The organism is Saccharopolyspora karakumensis (genome assembly GCF_004349225.1).
In the GTDB taxonomy this organism is placed as follows: Bacteria; Actinomycetota; Actinomycetes; order Mycobacteriales; family Pseudonocardiaceae; genus Saccharopolyspora; species Saccharopolyspora endophytica.
The window spans coordinates 1-15,510 of record NZ_SMLA01000040.1 but is presented as its reverse complement, the minus strand read 5'-3'; the positions used below and the strand labels follow the sequence as shown (position 1 = coordinate 15,510).

Below are 15,510 nucleotides of genomic sequence, written 5' to 3'. Positions count from 1 at the left end.
TTCTGCTCGCGCACGTAGCCTAGCCCCCGCTCTTCGGGGCGCCGTGCCACGCCGACCGCCAGCCCCGCTCGCGGGCTCGCGGCAGCAGCACCGCGCCGATCGCACTGAGCACCGCCAGCAGACCGACCGAGCCGGTGACCAGCAGCGTCACCAGGCGCGGCAGCGGATCGACGAACGGCGTCGGCGGCAGGTGAACCGGTGGAGCCGCTGCGGCCATCGGCTTCTCGCCGGACTCGGCGGGAAGCACCGAGGTGACCGCGGCGGCCGGGTTGACCACGCCGTACCCGCGCTGCGGGTCCGGCAGCTCGGCGGGCGGGTGATCGGCGGTGTCCTGCAAGCGCTCTCGCACCTGGGCCGCCGACAGCCGCGGGTGGTAGGCGCGCACCAGCGCGGCCGTTCCCGCGACGAACGCGACCCCGATGCCGCCGCCGGAGGCCACCAGCTGGCCGGAGCCGCGCGGGGCGATGCCGACGACCTCGTTGCCCGGTGCGACCAGCGCGGGCGGGCCCGCCGCGTGCTGGATCGGCTCGCCCTCGCCGGTGATTCCGGTGACCGCCAGCGCCTCCGGGAACGCGGCGGGGTAGGGGATCGCGTCCTCGCCCACGTCCACATCGGATGGTGCGATGACCAGGGCGTCCTTGCTCAGCGCGTACGACACCGCCGCGCGCAGCCCGCCGTCGGCGGCGGCCGTGCCGACCGACACGGCGATCACCTTCGCGCCGCCGTCGGCGGCCGAGCGGATCGCCGAGGCCAGCTTGCCCGCCTCGACCTCCTTCGGATCGTCGGTGATGCGGATCGGCAGGATCCGCGCGCCCGGCGCGATGCCGGTGGAACCGGTGCCCGCCGCCGGACGCGCCGCGATCACCCCGGCCATGAAGGTGTCCCGGCCCGCGCAGTCGTCGTCGCCCGCACCACCGCTGAGGCTTTGCCCGGACAGCACCGCACCGGACAGCGCCGGCGCCGCGGAGCTCACACCCGTGCCGATGACCGCGACGGTCACCGACTCGCCGGTGGTCAGACCCCACACGCGGCTCGGATCGAGCCGCTGCAGGGCCCAGCCCTCCTGCGGCACCACGTGAGTCGCCGGTTGCGCGCACTGCTGCTGTGCTGCGGCCGGGACCGGTGCCATCGCGAGCACCACCCCGGCCACCACCACCGCGACCGCCGCCCTCACGCCCGGTCTCCCGCCGGACGCGGCTCCAGCCAGCCCGCCTGCATCAGCGTCGCGCTGCGGCGGGTCACCAGGTGCGCCCGGCCCGCGGGCAGCACCTGCGCGCGCATGCCGTTGAGCAGCGGCATCTCCGTGGGCGGGCAGGAGAACGCCAGGTCCGGCGTGTTGGACTCCTGCATCCGCCGCACCACCGAGTCCATCGACAGCCGCGAGGAACCGGCCGCGCTGCGGGTGAGGATCACGTGCAGACCGATGTCGGCGGCCTGCGGCAGCAGGTCCAGCAGCGAGTCCAGCGGACCGCCCATGGTGCTGGCCAGCAGGTCGTAGTCGTCGACGAGGATGAACACCTCCGGACCCGACCACCAGTCGCGCCGCTGCAGCTGCTGCGGCGTGACGTCCGCACCGGGCAGCCGCTCGCGCAGCTCGCCTGCGGCGGTGCCCACGATGTCCTTCGCGGCGGTCGCCGAGAACGCGAAACCCCGCCGGTAGGCGTCGGGAACCGCGTCCAGCAGCACGCGGCGCGAGTCGACCAGGATCAGCTCGGCCTCGCCCGGCGCGTAGTTCTTCGGGATCGCGTCGGCGATCAGCCGCAGCAGCGCGGTCTTGCCGCTGCCGGTGTCGCCGAGGACGGTCAGGTGCGGCTGGGTGGAGAAGTCGTGCCACACCGGCTGCAGGTCCGCCTCGCCCCAGCCCAGCGCGACCCGCAGCGTGCCCTGCGGCTCGGGCAGCTGCTCGGCGGGCAGCACCGACGGCAGCATACGGACCCCGGCGGCGTCCTCGCCGTCCCAGTTGTCGGCCACCGCCTCGGCCAGCATCCTGGCGCCCTTGGCCAGGTCGTCGACCCGGCGCAGGCCGTCCAGGCGCGGGATCGCGGACAGGAAGTGCAGCTTGTCCATCGTCAGACCGCGACCCGGCTGGCGCGGAACGCCCGCCGCCGCGCGCATGTCGATCACCGAGTCGATCGAGTCGCCCAGCCGCAGCTCCAGCCGGGTTCCCAGCTGGTCGCGCAGCTGGCTGTGGATGTCGGCCCAGCGGCCGGTGGTCAGCATCAGGTGGATGCCGTAGGTCAGGCCGCGCGAGGCCAGCGACCGGATCGTCTGGTCGTGCTGCTCGAAGTCGCTGCGCAGCGTGCCCCAGTTGTCCACCACCAGGAACACGTCGCCGAAGGAGTCCTCCGGGATCTTGCCCCTGCGGCGCAGCTCCCGGTACTCGGCCATGTTCTCCACGCCGTGCGCGGCGAAGATCTTCTCGCGCTTGGCCAGCACCCCCTGCACCTCGGCCACGGTGCGGCTGACCCGCTCGGAGTCCATGCGCCCGGCGATGCCGCCGATGTGCGGCAGCTCGCCGAGGGTCTGCAGGGTTCCGCCACCGAAGTCCAGGCAGTAGAACTGCACCTCGGCGGGCGTGTGGGTCAGCGCGAGACCGGCGATGAGCGTGCGCAGCATCGTCGACTTGCCGGCCTGCGGGCCACCGGCGATGCCGACGTGCCCGCCGACCCCGGACAGGTCCACCACGTACAGCTCGCGGGCCTGGTCGAAGGGCTTGTCGATGACGCCCACCGGGACCTGCAGCTTGCCGCGACCCGGCCAGCTGATCGGGCTGAGTCCGTTGTCGGCGTCCGGGACCAGCGGCGGCAGCAGCTCGTCGAGCGTCGGCGGCTCGTCCAGCGGCGGCAGCCACACCTGGTGCGCCGGCGGGCCCTGGCCCTTGAGGCGGCTGACAGCGACCTGCAGCAGGGTCTCGGTCGTCTCCTCCTCGGTCTCGGGTTCCGGCTCCGGGACCTGCGCGGTGGGCGCGTCGGGCAGCCGGGCGGCGCCGAAGGTCACCACCTGGCGGCTGATCTCGGCCTTGCGCTGCTCCGCGGTGCGCCGCTTGAACGGCGCCGAGACGTAGGCGGCCTTGAACCGCGACAGGGTCGCCACGTCCGAGCGCAGGTAGCCGTTGCCCGGCGCGCTCGGCAGCTGGTAGGCGTCGGGAACACCGATCACCGAACGGCTCTCCATCGCCGAGAAGGTGCGCAGGCCGATCCGGTAGGACAGGTGGCTCTCCAGCTTGTGCATCCGGCCGTCGTCGATGCGCTGCGAGGCCAGCAGCAGGTGCACGCCCAGCGACCGGCCCAGCCGGCCGATCATCACGAACAGCTCCGCGAAGTCCGGGTGCGAGGCCAGGAGCTCGCTGAACTCGTCGACCACCAGGAACAGGCTCGGCATCGGAGCCAGCTGGGCGCCTGCCGCGCGGGCCTTCTCGTACTCCAGCAGCGAGCTGTAGTTGCCCGCCGAGCGCAGCAGCTCCTGGCGGCGCACCATCTCGCCCTGCAGCGCGTCCTGCATGCGGGTGACCAGCGGTGCCTCGTCGGCCAGGTTGGTGATCACCGCCGAGGTGTGCGGCAGCTCGTCCAGGCCCAGGAACGTCGCGCCGCCCTTGAAGTCCACCAGCACGAAGTTGAGGAACTCCGAGGAGTGCGTGATCGCCATCGCGACCACCAGCGTGCGCAGCAGCTCCGACTTGCCCGAACCCGTCGCGCCGATCAGCAGGCCGTGCGGACCCATGCCGCCCTGCGCGGACTCCTTGATGTCCAGCTCGATCTTCGTGCCGTTCTCGGCGATGCCGATCGGCACCCGCAGCCGGTCCTGCGGCGACGTCCGCGCCCAGGTGCGGGCGGCGTCGAGCTTGTCCATCTCGCCGACCTCCAGCAGCGCGGCGAGGTCGAAGTCGGTGACCATCGGCTCGACGATGTCGGTGGTGGCGCTGAGCCGGAACGGAGCCAGCGTGCGCGCCAGCGAGGTCACCTGCGACAGGCTCAGCGAGTCCGGCGTGCCCAGCTCGGTGCGCACCTCGGCACCGGAGCGGTTGAGCCGGATCATGTCGATCTGCTCGCTGGCCAGCTCCAGGCGCAGCGTCGTGCGCTGCGCGGAACCGGACATGTCGAGGTTGAGCACGGTGGCGTTGCGGTAGCCGGCACCGGCCAGCCGGGACTCCGCCGGGACGGTGATGCCGTCGAGGACGACCACCACGAACGGCTCGTCGCGGGTCGGGCTCGCACCGGCCTCGAACCGGCCCCGATCGTTGAGGTCCGGGCCGACGACGGCCTCCAGCTCGGCGAGCGTGCTGGTCAGCATCCGCACGTGACCGGCGCCGTCCTGCTGGCTGGCGTGCTGGGCGTGCGGCAGCCACTTCACCCAGTCCCACTCGGACGCCCGGTCCGGGCTCGCGCACACGGCGATCTTGAGGTCGTCGGGGGAGTGGAAGGTCACCAGCTGCGCCAGCACCGCGCGCAGCAGACCGCGCGCCGCCTCGGCGTCACCGCGCATCTGCACCTGCGAGAAACCGCGCAGGAACAGGGCTGTCGGCAGATCGTCCACAGTGGTGTAGGCCTTGATGAACCGGCGCAGCGCCCGGGCGGACAGCGGCTCCAGGTCCTCCACCGGCTTGGACTGCACCGGGGTCATCTTCATCGCCAGCCGCTGCGCGGACCGGCCGATGCGGACCTCGGCGAAGTCGGCGTGCGACAGGCGCCGTTCCCACAGCCGGCCGCTCATCGCCACCGACCACAGGCCCGACGGGTCAGGATGCCGCCACGCCAACGCCGTTCGCTGATCCACCGCGACCTGGCGGACCTGCTTGCGCATCTGGCCCAGGTAGCGCAGGTAGTCGCGGCGCTCGCCCTTGAGGCGGCGCTTGCGCTCCCCGATGTTGCGACCCATCTGGCCGAAACCCATGGCCAGCATGGACACCGCCATCAGCGCCACCACGATCAGCCCGATGCCGCCGAACCCGCCGGAACCACCGCGGCCCATGAACATCAGCATCATGGCCCCGGAACCCAGCGCCATCGGCAGGTACATCAGCAGACCGCCGAAACCGCCACTGACCTGCTCGGGTATGACGGGCGGCTCCTGCAAGGACAGTTCCCCGTCGGGCATCGCGGGGGGCTTCTGCCTGGCCGGTCGCCGAAACGGCGTCACACTCAATGCGATCAGATCCTTTCCCTGCTACCCCTCATCCCCTACACGGTTGCAGGACTCCAAACGGGTCAAAGTCGCAGCGGAAAACCGGTCGACCGAAATGCCGACCATCGTCCGGAACCGGGCGGAGCGGTTCCGGTTCGGCCGATCGGCGGTGCTCAACCCGCCCGGTGCAGGTGGGCGGGCTGCTGCCGGAGACCGACGTTCGTCAAATTGGTTGAACTGTTCCTAGACCGGGGACCGTGTGGTGGGTATGACGGGAACGACGGCTCAGCCCGCGGTCGCCGCGGGCGAGGTGTGTCGACTGACGATTCAGGGCCCCAGCTCGCGGGTCGAGCTCGCGGTACCCGCCCACGTTCCGCTCGCGGACCTGCTGCCCACCTTCCTCGACCACCTCGGGGGAGGGCTCGGCAACGCGGGTCTGGAACATGACGGTTGGGTCCTGCAGCGGCTCGGTGAGCCCGCCCTGCAGGAGGATCTCGGCACCGCCGCCTTGGGCCTCTACGACGGCGACATCCTCTACCTCAGGCCGCGCAACGACCAGTTGCCGCCGGCCGACTTCGACGACCTCGCCGACGGCGTGGCCACCGGAATCCGCGACCAGCGCCGCGATCTGTGGCGTCCGGAGAGCACCCGCCGCGCGTTCCTCGCGCTGCTCGGCGCCTCGCTGGCGCTCGGGCTCGTCCTGCTGCCCACCGTCGGCGCGGGGCAGTGGGTGGCGATCACCGCCGGCAGCGTCGCGCTGCTGCTGCTCGGCGCGGCCACCCTGGCCTCGCGGGCGCTCGGCGACCGGGCCGCCGCGGAACTGCTGTTCACCGGCAGCGCCGCGTTCGGCGCCGCCGCCGGTTGGGCGCTGCCGATGATCGGCCGACCCGTCCTCGCGATGAACCCGCAGCTCGTCGCGCCCTGCCTGACCGCCGCGGCGGTGTGCACCAGCGCCATCGTGCTCGGCCGCTTCCTGGTCGGCGGCGGATTCGGCGCCGGATACCTCGCCGCGATGCTGGCGACCGGCCTGACCGCGCTCGTCGGTCTGCTCAACACCTTCGACATGCTCTCCGCGGGCGGTGCCGCCGCCGTCGTGCTCGCCGTGACGCTGCTGGTCGGAACCCGCGTACCGCGCATCGCGGCCTGGATGGCCGGGCTCAAGGTGCCGCCGCTGCCGACCTCCGCCGAGGAGTTCCAGGAAGGCATCGACCCGGAACCCGGCCGCGAGCTGATGAACCGCACCGCCGCGGCCGACTTCAACCTCACCGCGCTGTGCTTCGGGCTCGGCGTCGTCATCGCCGGCTGCCTCGGCGTCCTCGCCTTCACCCCGGGATGGGCGTCGCCGACCCTGGCCGCGATCGCCTCGCTGCTGCTCCTGCTGCACTCCCGCGAGTTCGTCAGCTCCCGCCAGCGCGTCGCCGTCATGGTGCCCGGCTTCCTCGGCCTCGCAGCGGTGATCTCCGCGATGTGCCTGCTGATCCCCGGAGCCTGGCGGATCTTCATCATCGGCGGACTGGTCCTGCTCGCCGGTCTCCTGCTCGCCGGAGCCCGCAGCCTGCCCGGCCGGAAGATGCTGCCGCACTGGGGCCGAGCCGGCGACTGGGCGCACACCACCCTCGCCATCGCGATCATCCCCGTGACCTTCGCAGCCCTGAACCTCTACGCGCTGGTGAGGGCCTCATGGTCGTGAAGAAGGGTTTCCAGTGGTCTTCTCGCTCAGCGGTGCGGGTGGCGGAACCTCAGACGCCTTCTGGCTCCGGGACCCGAGACGTGTGCATGGCCAATGCACGGCGCTTCGGCCGTCCTCCCCAGAAGACGTCTGAGAACCCGCGGCGGTGCCGGCTGCGAGGGTGGGGCAACGGCTACGCCGTTGCGATGTCTCATGTGGTTCGTGAGCCTCTGATCGCCACTGCGGATTCGGGATGTGCGCGGACCTCTCGCTCCCTGCTGCGGGGAGGTCGTCGTGCACTCGCGAAGTGATCAGGTCCAGGCGCACTCCTTCATGTCGGCGCGGGTCGTCTCCGCGCTGGTGCAGGCCGAACCCGACGCGCCCGACCCGCCGCTGCGGCGTACCCCGCTGGGCTACGTGATCGGCCTGATGCTGTCGATGCTCATCGTCGCCGGATTCGCCGTGGCCGGTGTCCTCGGCTTCGGCGGAGCGACCGACTGGTCCCAGCCCGGCAAGCTCATCGTGGAGAAGGAGACCGGGAGCCAGTACGTGCTGGCCTCCGACGGCACGCTGCGTCCGGTGCTCAACTACGCGTCGGCGCGGCTGCTCGGGGCGAAGGAGGTCGCGGAGGTGTCCCGCTCGACGTTGAGCGATGTCCCGCGCGGCACTCCGATCGGCATCATCGGCGCCCCCGACGGGATCCCGGCCGGCGGCGCGGGCAGCGCGGCCCAGGCGTGGCTGGTCTGCGCGACCACCACCCGCGACGCCGCCGGGGCACCGCACGCCACCGTCACCCTGCACGTCGGCGACACGTCCGACGTGGAACCCGCGCGGCAGGACGAGGCGGTCCTGGTGCGCTCCAGCAGCGGCGACCAGTACCTCGTGTGGCAGGACAAGCGGATGAAGCTCAGCGCGCCGTGGGTGGCCGCGGTGCTGGGCTACGACGCCTCCACCGCGCTGCCCGTGCGAGACGCGTTCATCAACGCCATGCCCGCCGGACCGGACCTCGGACCGCTGCGGATCCCCGGAGCGGGACAGCCCGGCCCGTCTCTCGGCGGCCAGCCCACCCGAATCGGGCAGATCTTCTCCGTCAGCGTCGTCGGCCGCCCGCAAACGCTCTACATGCTGACCACCGGCGGACTGATGCCGGTCAACGGCACCACGGCCGCGCTGGCGATGGGCGACCCGGCCGGTGGCGGGCAGCCGAGCCCGCGCGTCCTCTCGCCCGCGGAGATGGCCTCGGTCGGGCAGACGCCCTCCTCGCCGCTGATGTCGCAGCTGCCGGACAAGCCGCCGTCGCTGCTGCCGACCGCTGGAACCTCCGACTCCTCCGACCTCGGAGCGCCCTGCGCCCAGGTCGAACCCGGACCGCGCGGCGCCAAGCCCACATTGGTCAGCGGAAGGCCCGAAGTCGGCGTGATCGTCGACGGACCGGGCATCGAGCGCGACGAGTTCACCGCCGACCGCATCGACGTCCAACCCGGCGCGGGCGTGCTCGCCCGCACCCTGCCCGCGCCCGGCGTGCCAGGCGCCGGCCTCTACCTGGTCACCGACTCGGGCGCCAAGTACCCGGTGCCCGGCCAGAGCGCGGCCGAAGCCCTCGGCTATCGGCTGACCGACGCGGTTCCGGTTCCAGCGCACCTGCTCTCGCTGCTGCCGACCGGACCGGTTCTCGCACCGGAGCGAGCCGCAGGTGGTGGTGCGCACACCGCACCATGACATGCCGTCCCTCGTGGACGGCGCGCAGTAAAGCAAGTCGAATCCCGCACATTTGCAAGGAGAACCCGATGACCGCACCAGGCGCCCAGTACGGCCTCAACGACTCGCAGCTGCAACAGATCATCGAAGCGACCAACCAGTCGCTGTCGCAGATGCGCCAGCTCAACAACCAGGTCCAGGCGCAGGCGTCCTCGCTGGGCCAGGCCAACGTGTCCGACTCCGGTCGCATGCTGGTCGACAAGTTCGGCGTGTGGGCCGGCGACTTCTCGCGCATCGAGAACGAGCTCAACCAGCTCAACCAGCGCGTGATGGACGTCCGCAACGCCTCGCTGCAGGCGGCCCAGCAGGCAGCGGACAGCGCCTCCGGCGCCGGCCTCTGATTTTTGTGTTCGGTGCAGCTCGTTGTGCGTGGCGGTGCGGGTGGCGGAACCTGACACGCCGTCCGTACTCCGGGCGCCGCTCCTGATGTATGCCAATACACGGCGTCGCGGCGTCCTCGCCAGACGACGTGTCAGAACCCGCGGCGGTGCGAGCTGCAAGGGCGGGGCAAAGGGAAAGCGGCTCCGCCGCTTGCCTGACGGTGCTCCGAACACCCCGTGATCGACCCACTTACCCAGAACGGAGTTTGAGATGACGCAGTTCAGCGTGCAGCACGGGGCCTACGAAGAGGTCAACATGGGGCTGCAGCAGGCCGTTCGTCAGATGGGCACCATCCTCGACGAGCTCAACGGCTTCCTGAAGAACATGGGCGAGGCCACCCAGGGCAAGGCCGCGCCGCTGTGGGCCGAGAAGCAGCAGAAGTGGAACCAGGCCTACACCGAGATGAACACCCGCCTCAGCAGCGGCTACACCTCCTCGAACAACGCCGCCCAGGCCTTCCAGGACGGTGACAACCGCAGCGCCCAGATCATGGCCTAAGACGGGTTGATGGGCGCTCTGCTTGGCGGTGCGGGTGGCGGAACCTCAGCGGCCCTCCGGCTCCGGGGTCCGAGACTGACGTATGCCAACACGGCGTGTCGGCTGTCCTCCCCAGAGAACCGCTGAGAACCCGCGGCGGTGCGAGCTGAGTCCATCACCTGAGGCAGCGACTGTCGTCGCCAAAGGCCAATGATCGGTTGAAGTTTCGGGTGCGGGTCGCCACGCGCAGCGGCCCGCACCCGATTCCCCTTTCCCTCCCTGAGAAAAGGAGAGTCTCGTGGCTGACGAGACGAAGACGAAGTTCGACAGCGGTCAGTACGAGAAGCTGATCAAGAACGTCGACACCCACGAGGACGAGCTGCGCGAGCAGTTCCTGGGCGCCAGCTCGGGAATCCGCCTCGCCGCCGACCTGGGGGAGCGGGTCCACGCGGGCAACCCGGAGTGGCCGGCCATCGCGTCGCTCAACGAATCCCTGGGCGCGCTGGGCAAGTCCACCGAGACGATGAACGAGAAGACCAGCAAGGACTGGCGCAAGTTCACCGAGGCGCTCAACGACGCCAAGCGCGTCTTCGAGGACACCGACGACCTCGCCAGCTATTCGGCGACCGAGTTCGTCCAGGACTACCCGGACATCTCCGGCACGCAGACACCGGCCGCTTGATTCAGGTTCTCAGCAGCTAGCCCACGACCCCCGTTGATCGACCTCATCTGACGGCATCAGCCCTGGAGCAGGAGAAAGCCCATGCCCGAGAACGCGGACCTGTCAGGCCCCAGCAGTGACTGGACGTTCTTCCAGGCCCTCAACGCGTTAACCGGAAAAGGGCCGGACCTGAAATCCATGGCCGAAGGCGTCAAGTGGTTCGAGGTCGCCGGTGGCGGGGACGGTGGTGCCGGCGGCAAGGACGCCGACTTCACCGGGGACAAGCTCAAGGAAGACCTGACCAACCGGGTCGCGCCCACCGAAGACCTCACCTACACCGCGTTCGACCGGGTCTACTACCGGGTCAACCGCAACACCGCGGCGGCCGACGCGTGGACCAAGGCGATCAACGACGCCGGGACCATCGTCGCCGAGATGTCCTCGGGCAAGAGCGGCACCCTCGACCTGCCGACCCTGCGCCAGGCGCAGGACCTCGTCGGCAAGTACGAGAAGTGGCTGGAAGCCACCGGCAAGGACTTCCGGACCTGGGCCAAGTCGCTGGACTCAGAGGACTCCGGGTTCAGCGGCAAGGCCGCCTCGGTCATCCAGGGGCGCATGGACCAGAACGCCGACAAGCTGGAGGGCTTGCACGAACAGCTCACCCTCGACCGCGGAGTCGCGGTCTCGGTGGCGCTGAAGAACCTCGGCGACAAGATCGAAGCGGCGGTCAACGGACTCGCCCAAGCCTTCTACGACTTCCGCGCCCGGGCGCTCTACCTGCCCAACAACAAGCGGGTCGACTACGAGAACCAGCTCTACGAGTTCCTGACCAACGGCGTCGGCCTGGTCAAGGGCGCGCCGAACTACCAGCTCGACGGCAAGAGCACCTCCGAAGCCCAGGAGTACATCAACACCTCGCTGGCCAGCTTCAAGGAAGGCAACCTGGTCACCGCCGGTCCGTGGGACAAGATGAACACGGAGATCACCAACGCCGCGCTCACCGAGCTCAAGACGCTCGACACCGCGGCGGCCGCGGCGCTCAAGCCCCTCGAGGAGGAGCTGAAGTACGCGCAGTCGGCGATCAAGGAGCTCACCGAGCCGGAGACCAGCGCCCCGCGCAGCCCGTCGACCACGCCGCCGCCCGACGGAGACACGAACGTGCCGCCGCCGGATGGCAACACGAACTTCCCGCCCCCGCCCGACGGCAACACCAACGTCCCGCCGCCCGACGGGAACACCAACGTGCCCCCGCCCGACGGGAACACCAACGTCCCGCCACCTGGTGGCGGTGACGGACTCGGCGGCGGTGATCCGGCCAACGGTGGTGCCGGTGGTCTCGGCGGTGGTGACGGTCTCGGTGGTCCCGGTGGTGGCGATCTCGCCAACGGTGGTGCCGGTGGTCTCGGCGGTGGTGACGGTCTCGGCGGTCCCGGTGGCGGCGACCCGGCCAACGGCGGCATCGGCGGAATCGGCACCGGAGACGGCCTCGGTGGCCCCGGTGGTGGTGACCTCGCCAACGGTGGTGCCGGTGGCCTCGGCGGCGGCGACTCCGGTCTGGGAACCGGCGACAACGGCGCGAACGGCGGTGCACCCCCGCCGATGGTCGGCCCCGGCGGTCTCGGCCTGGCCGGTGGCGCCGGCGCGGGCACCAAGCCCGGCACCAACCCCAACGGCGACCCGGCGAACGGCGGCGCGGGCGGCTTCGGCGACTTCGGTCAGAACGACCCCGCCAACGGCGGTACCGGTGGCCTCGGCGACGGCACCCAGCAGCCCGGTCTGGTCGACAGCGGCCTGACCGAGAGCTCCTTCAACCCCGCCAACGGTGGTGCCGGAGGCTTCGGCGACGTTCCCGGTCAGCAGGACCAGGACCGTCCCGGTGGCATGGCCGGTGTTCCCCTGGACTCCAACGGCAACCCGATCCCGGGCACCGGTGAAGGCATCGGTGATCTGGCCAACGGTGGTGCCGGTGGTTTCGGTGACACGGGTCTGCCCGGTGGCGCTGATCCGGGTCTGGGCGCGGGTCAGGGGCTGGGTGATCCGGCCAATGGCGGTGCTGGTGGTTTCGGTGCCGGTGCCAACGATGGTGCTGGTGCGGGTCTGGGTGATCTGGCCAACGGTGGTGCCGGTGGTTTCGGTGACACGGGTCTGCCCGGTGGCGCTGATCCGGGTCTGGGCGCGGGTCAGGGGCTGGGTGATCCGGCCAATGGTGGTGCCGGTGGTTTCGGTGATCTGCCTGGTGCCGCTGATGGTGGTCTCGGCACGGGTCAGGGCTTGGGCGACCCGGCCAACGGTGGTGCCGGAGGATTCGGCGATCTGCCCGGCGGCCAGGGCGGTTTCGACCCTGGCGGCCTCGGGTCCGACGCCGGTGCCGGTCCGGGCGACCCCGCCAACGGCGGCCTGGGAGGTTTCGACCCCGGCGGCCTCGGGTCCGGCGCGGGTGCGGGCCTCGGCGACGTCGCCAACGGCGGAGCAGGTGGGTTCGGCGATGGCGCAGGCGGTCTCGGCTCCGGCGGCTTCGACGGCGTGTCCGACCCGGCCGAGGGCTACGGCTTCGACAGCGTCTCCGACGGCTTCGGCTCGCCGGACGGTTCGGCCGACGGTCTCGGCGGCTCGGGCAGCGGTTCCGAGCAGCAGCGCGGAGGAGCAGGTGGCGGCACGACCGGCTTCGGCATGGGTTCCGGTGCGGGCTCCGGCCTCGGCGGATCGCAGTCCTCGGCGCTGCCGCCGGGCATGAGCCAGCTCAACGGCCCCTCCACCCAGCAGGGAATGGGCGGAATGCCGTTCATGCCGCCGATGATGGGCGGAATGGGCGGCCAGCAGGGCGACAAGAACGAACGCGAACGGCAGACCTGGCTGTCCGAGGACGAAGACGTCTGGGGCACCAACGCCGACGCGGGCATGGGCGTCATCGGGCTGCCCGACGAAGCGGACTTCGACGTCGACGAGCAGGTCGCCGCCGGTCCCGTCCGTCCGCCGCGCCAGCCGCAGACGCAGCCCGCGCCCGCGGAGCAGGAGCAGACCGCCCAGGCGACGACGTCCGGGCAGGGCTGAGAACGAGTGGGGAGGCGGACTTGCTCAGCGGTGCGTGAGTCCTGCACCTGAATCAGCGGCTGCCGCGGGGTGTGTGAGAACTCCGCGGCAGGCAGGTACCGGGAAGGAGGGAGTGACCAGCGATGTCATCTCCCCTGTTCAACCAGATGGAAAACGCGCTGGCCGACCTCCGGAAGCAGCAGGAGCGCATCCGCGAGGCGCAGGAGCGGGCAGAGAAGGAGACCACGACGGTCTCCAGCAAGGACCGTTCGATATCCGCGACGGTGGACCACCGGCAACGGCTCACCGGCCTGAAGTTCTCCGGTACCCGCTACCGCACGATGGCGCCCGCCGAACTGGCCAACAAGATCGTCGAGCTGGTTCGGCAGGCCCAGGACGAGGCGAGCCAGAAGTCCATCGCCACCTACAGCGCGATGGCACCCGCGGGTTTCGGTTCGGCGCTGACCGAGATGGTCAACGGCGAGTTCGACCTGGACAAGATGTTCGACGAGGCGGTGCGCGAGGCCGACGGCATGTCCGACGCCGCCGACGAGGGGGAGGGGGCCGATCGTGGCAAGTGAGGACAGCGACCTCGTCGCAGCCGACATCGAGGCGCTCAAGAAGGGCGGCGTCGACCTGACCCGCATCGCCGAGACCGCCAACTCCATCTACGCCGACCTCGCCCACGACTGCAACGCCTTCGCCATCGAGGGCGACGACGACATCGCCCAGACCCTGCGGACGAAGTACGAGCCCGGTGAGAAGGACGGGCTCGAATTCCTCCGCATGCTCGGCATCACCATCGGCACCGACGGCGAGAAGGTCGTCGACGTCGGCAAGACCTTCGACGACATGAACGAGACCGCGAACAGCGAGGTGAGCCGGGGCGGCAGGAAGGCGTGAGGGCGAGCTCGGCGTGATCGACCGGTCACGCCGAGCCCGTTCGCGCACGGACGACGGCGTGGGGGCTGACTATGGCGATCATGGTTCCGGAAGAGGTCGGAAACCTCTTCATGGTCTTGACCGGTGAGAAGTGGCCGCAGATCAATGAAGATCAACTTCGGAAGCTGTCGGAATCGTGGCGCAACACCTCCGCACGGCTGCGAAGCGAACTCACGCCAGAACTCGCCCAGGCCATCAAGCTCATCCGCTCGGAGTTCTACGGCAAGGCGGCGATGCGCTTCGCCGACCGCATGGCGCCGTACGTCGAGAGCAACGGCTACATCGAGACCGCGGCCACCGGGTACGAGCAGATCGCCGGATTCCTCAAGCAGCTCTCGGTGCAGACCGAGTACGTCAAGCTCGTCAGCCTGCTGTCGCTGATCGAGCTGCTCGCCGAGATCGCCTGGGCCATCGCGATGGCCGGCCCCACCTTTGGCGCCAGCATGGCCTGGCTCGCCGGCCGCTACGCCATCGTCAGCTTCCTGCTGAAGAACATCTGGGGACGGCTGCTGATGCGCGTCGTCCAGGCGCAGGTCTTCGGCATCGCCTTCCAGGTCGCCATCGACGCCGCCGCCCAGGGCATCCAGATGGCCAAGGGCACCCGCGACGACTGGGACGAGGACTCCACCAAGCAGGCCGCGGCCGTCGGTGCCCTCGGCGGCGCGCTGGCCCTGCCCTTCGCCGCGCTCGGCGGCGCGATGGGCAACATGCTGGCCAAGGGCCTGGTCAAGGGCGTCGGCGACCAGATCGACAACGACGTCCTCAAGGCCGCCGCGGAAGCCGCTGCCAAGAACTTCGCCGACGACTTCCCGAAGGCGCCGTCGCTGGCCAAGTTCGCCACCCAGGTCTCCGACCACATGAACACCCACATCGCCCGCGACCTCGGTGCCGCCACCCCCGGCAACTACGCGGGCATGAGCCTCAAGGGCATGTGGGCCGAGAAGTTCGGTCGCGGCCTCGCCGACGCGGTCGAGGAGGGTCTGCACGAGTTCTTCACCGAGGGCCTCTACAGCGCGATGACGGGCAAGGGCTTCCAGGCCAACCCGTACTCGTTCACCGCGGGCATGTCCGCCGGTCTCTCGGAGAACCTGGGCAGCGTCATCGGCGCCGGCATCTACGGCAACCTCACCCCGGGCAGCGGTGAGAACCCGTTCCTCGCCGCGCAGCGCGAGGGCGACGGCTCGAACTCCGACACCTCGCCGCTGCTGGGCGGCGACGGCGACCTCGACACCTCCGGCATCGACAACGACGCCCAGAGCACCTCCTCCGACGGCGGAGTCGCCGGGGGAGGGGGCGTCGCCGTTCCCGGTGACGAGCCCGCCGTCCATCAGGGCTCGCACGATGTCGGACATGGTCTGCGCCGTCAGCCCCGTGCGCTGGGCGAGTTCCCCGCGGCTGATCTCGCCGTGGCGGCGGATCGTGTCCAGCACGACCGCGCGGTTGAACCCACCGACTCGGGGCAGGTTTGTGC

At 70.6% G+C, this 15,510-nt stretch carries 10 protein-coding genes and 2 pseudogenes; 9 read left to right on the top strand and 3 right to left on the bottom strand.

All coding sequences use genetic code 11. The annotated features are described in order from the left end of the window. Window positions 1-19: 19 nt before the first annotated feature. Both E1202_RS22165 and eccCa read right to left on the bottom strand, forming a co-directional pair. Entirely contained in the window at window positions 20-1,174 is a 1,155-nt protein-coding gene (locus tag E1202_RS22165; RefSeq protein WP_132685069.1) for a S8 family serine peptidase, read from the bottom strand. Further along, complete coding sequence (gene eccCa, locus E1202_RS22160) at window positions 1,171-5,094, bottom strand: type VII secretion protein EccCa (RefSeq protein ID WP_132685068.1); 3,924 nt, start codon at window positions 5,092-5,094, stop codon at window positions 1,171-1,173. The genes E1202_RS22165 and eccCa overlap by 4 nt, the downstream gene beginning before the upstream one ends. A gap of 295 nt (window positions 5,095-5,389) precedes the next feature. Here eccCa and eccD point away from each other — a divergent pair, with 295 nt between their 5' ends. The 9 genes and pseudogenes from eccD to E1202_RS33105 form a co-directional block, all read left to right on the top strand. After that, on the top strand, window positions 5,390-6,811 hold the full coding sequence (gene eccD, locus E1202_RS22155) for a type VII secretion integral membrane protein EccD (RefSeq protein WP_132685067.1): 1,422 nt from the start codon (window positions 5,390-5,392) through the stop codon (window positions 6,809-6,811). Between the two features lie 273 nt (window positions 6,812-7,084). Beyond that, on the top strand, window positions 7,085-8,509 hold the full coding sequence (gene eccB, locus E1202_RS22150) for a type VII secretion protein EccB (protein WP_132685066.1): 1,425 nt from the start codon (window positions 7,085-7,087) through the stop codon (window positions 8,507-8,509). A gap of 68 nt (window positions 8,510-8,577) precedes the next feature. Beyond that, window positions 8,578-8,889 carry a hypothetical protein gene (locus E1202_RS22145; RefSeq protein WP_132622916.1) on the top strand — a complete coding sequence of 104 codons (312 nt, stop codon included), beginning with the start codon at window positions 8,578-8,580 and terminating at the stop codon, window positions 8,887-8,889. A 250-nt stretch (window positions 8,890-9,139) separates the two neighbouring features. Continuing rightward, window positions 9,140-9,427, top strand: coding sequence for a WXG100 family type VII secretion target (locus E1202_RS22140; RefSeq protein ID WP_132622914.1), 288 nt, complete (start codon window positions 9,140-9,142; stop codon window positions 9,425-9,427). A 277-nt stretch (window positions 9,428-9,704) separates the two neighbouring features. Next, window positions 9,705-10,088: a hypothetical protein gene (locus E1202_RS22135; protein WP_132685065.1), complete on the top strand. Its 384-nt coding sequence runs from the start codon at window positions 9,705-9,707 to the stop codon at window positions 10,086-10,088. 81 nt (window positions 10,089-10,169) lie between these two features. After that, window positions 10,170-13,118 carry a hypothetical protein gene (locus E1202_RS22130; protein ID WP_132685064.1) on the top strand — a complete coding sequence of 983 codons (2,949 nt, stop codon included), beginning with the start codon at window positions 10,170-10,172 and terminating at the stop codon, window positions 13,116-13,118. Between the two features lie 122 nt (window positions 13,119-13,240). Further along, window positions 13,241-13,678 carry a YbaB/EbfC family nucleoid-associated protein gene (locus E1202_RS22125; protein WP_132685063.1) on the top strand — a complete coding sequence of 146 codons (438 nt, stop codon included), beginning with the start codon at window positions 13,241-13,243 and terminating at the stop codon, window positions 13,676-13,678. Next, on the top strand, window positions 13,668-14,000 hold the full coding sequence (locus E1202_RS22120) for a hypothetical protein (protein ID WP_132685062.1): 333 nt from the start codon (window positions 13,668-13,670) through the stop codon (window positions 13,998-14,000). Before E1202_RS22125 ends, E1202_RS22120 begins: the two co-directional genes overlap by 11 nt. A 71-nt stretch (window positions 14,001-14,071) precedes the next feature. Beyond that, a pseudogene (locus tag E1202_RS33105) lies at window positions 14,072-14,446 on the top strand (WXG100 family type VII secretion target); the annotation flags it as partial. Window positions 14,447-15,403: 957 nt separating this feature from the next. Here E1202_RS33105 and E1202_RS32285 read toward each other — a convergent pair. Next, window positions 15,404-15,469: pseudogene (locus E1202_RS32285) on the bottom strand (hypothetical protein); the annotation flags it as partial. Window positions 15,470-15,510: the final 41 nt, after the last annotated feature.

What these genes read in the sequence shown, in the direction of transcription:
- E1202_RS22125 (WP_132685063.1), top strand. Translation starts at nt 13,241, where the DNA reads ATGTCATCTCCCCTGTTCAACCAGATGGAAAACGCGCTGGCCGACCTC.
- E1202_RS22130 (WP_132685064.1), top strand. Translation starts at nt 10,170, where the DNA reads ATGCCCGAGAACGCGGACCTGTCAGGCCCCAGCAGTGACTGGACGTTC.
- E1202_RS22145 (WP_132622916.1), top strand. Translation starts at nt 8,578, where the DNA reads ATGACCGCACCAGGCGCCCAGTACGGCCTCAACGACTCGCAGCTGCAA.
- E1202_RS22140 (WP_132622914.1), top strand. Translation starts at nt 9,140, where the DNA reads ATGACGCAGTTCAGCGTGCAGCACGGGGCCTACGAAGAGGTCAACATG.
- eccD (WP_132685067.1), top strand. Translation starts at nt 5,390, where the DNA reads ATGACGGGAACGACGGCTCAGCCCGCGGTCGCCGCGGGCGAGGTGTGT.
- eccCa (WP_132685068.1), bottom strand. Translation starts at nt 5,094, where the DNA reads ATGCCCGACGGGGAACTGTCCTTGCAGGAGCCGCCCGTCATACCCGAG.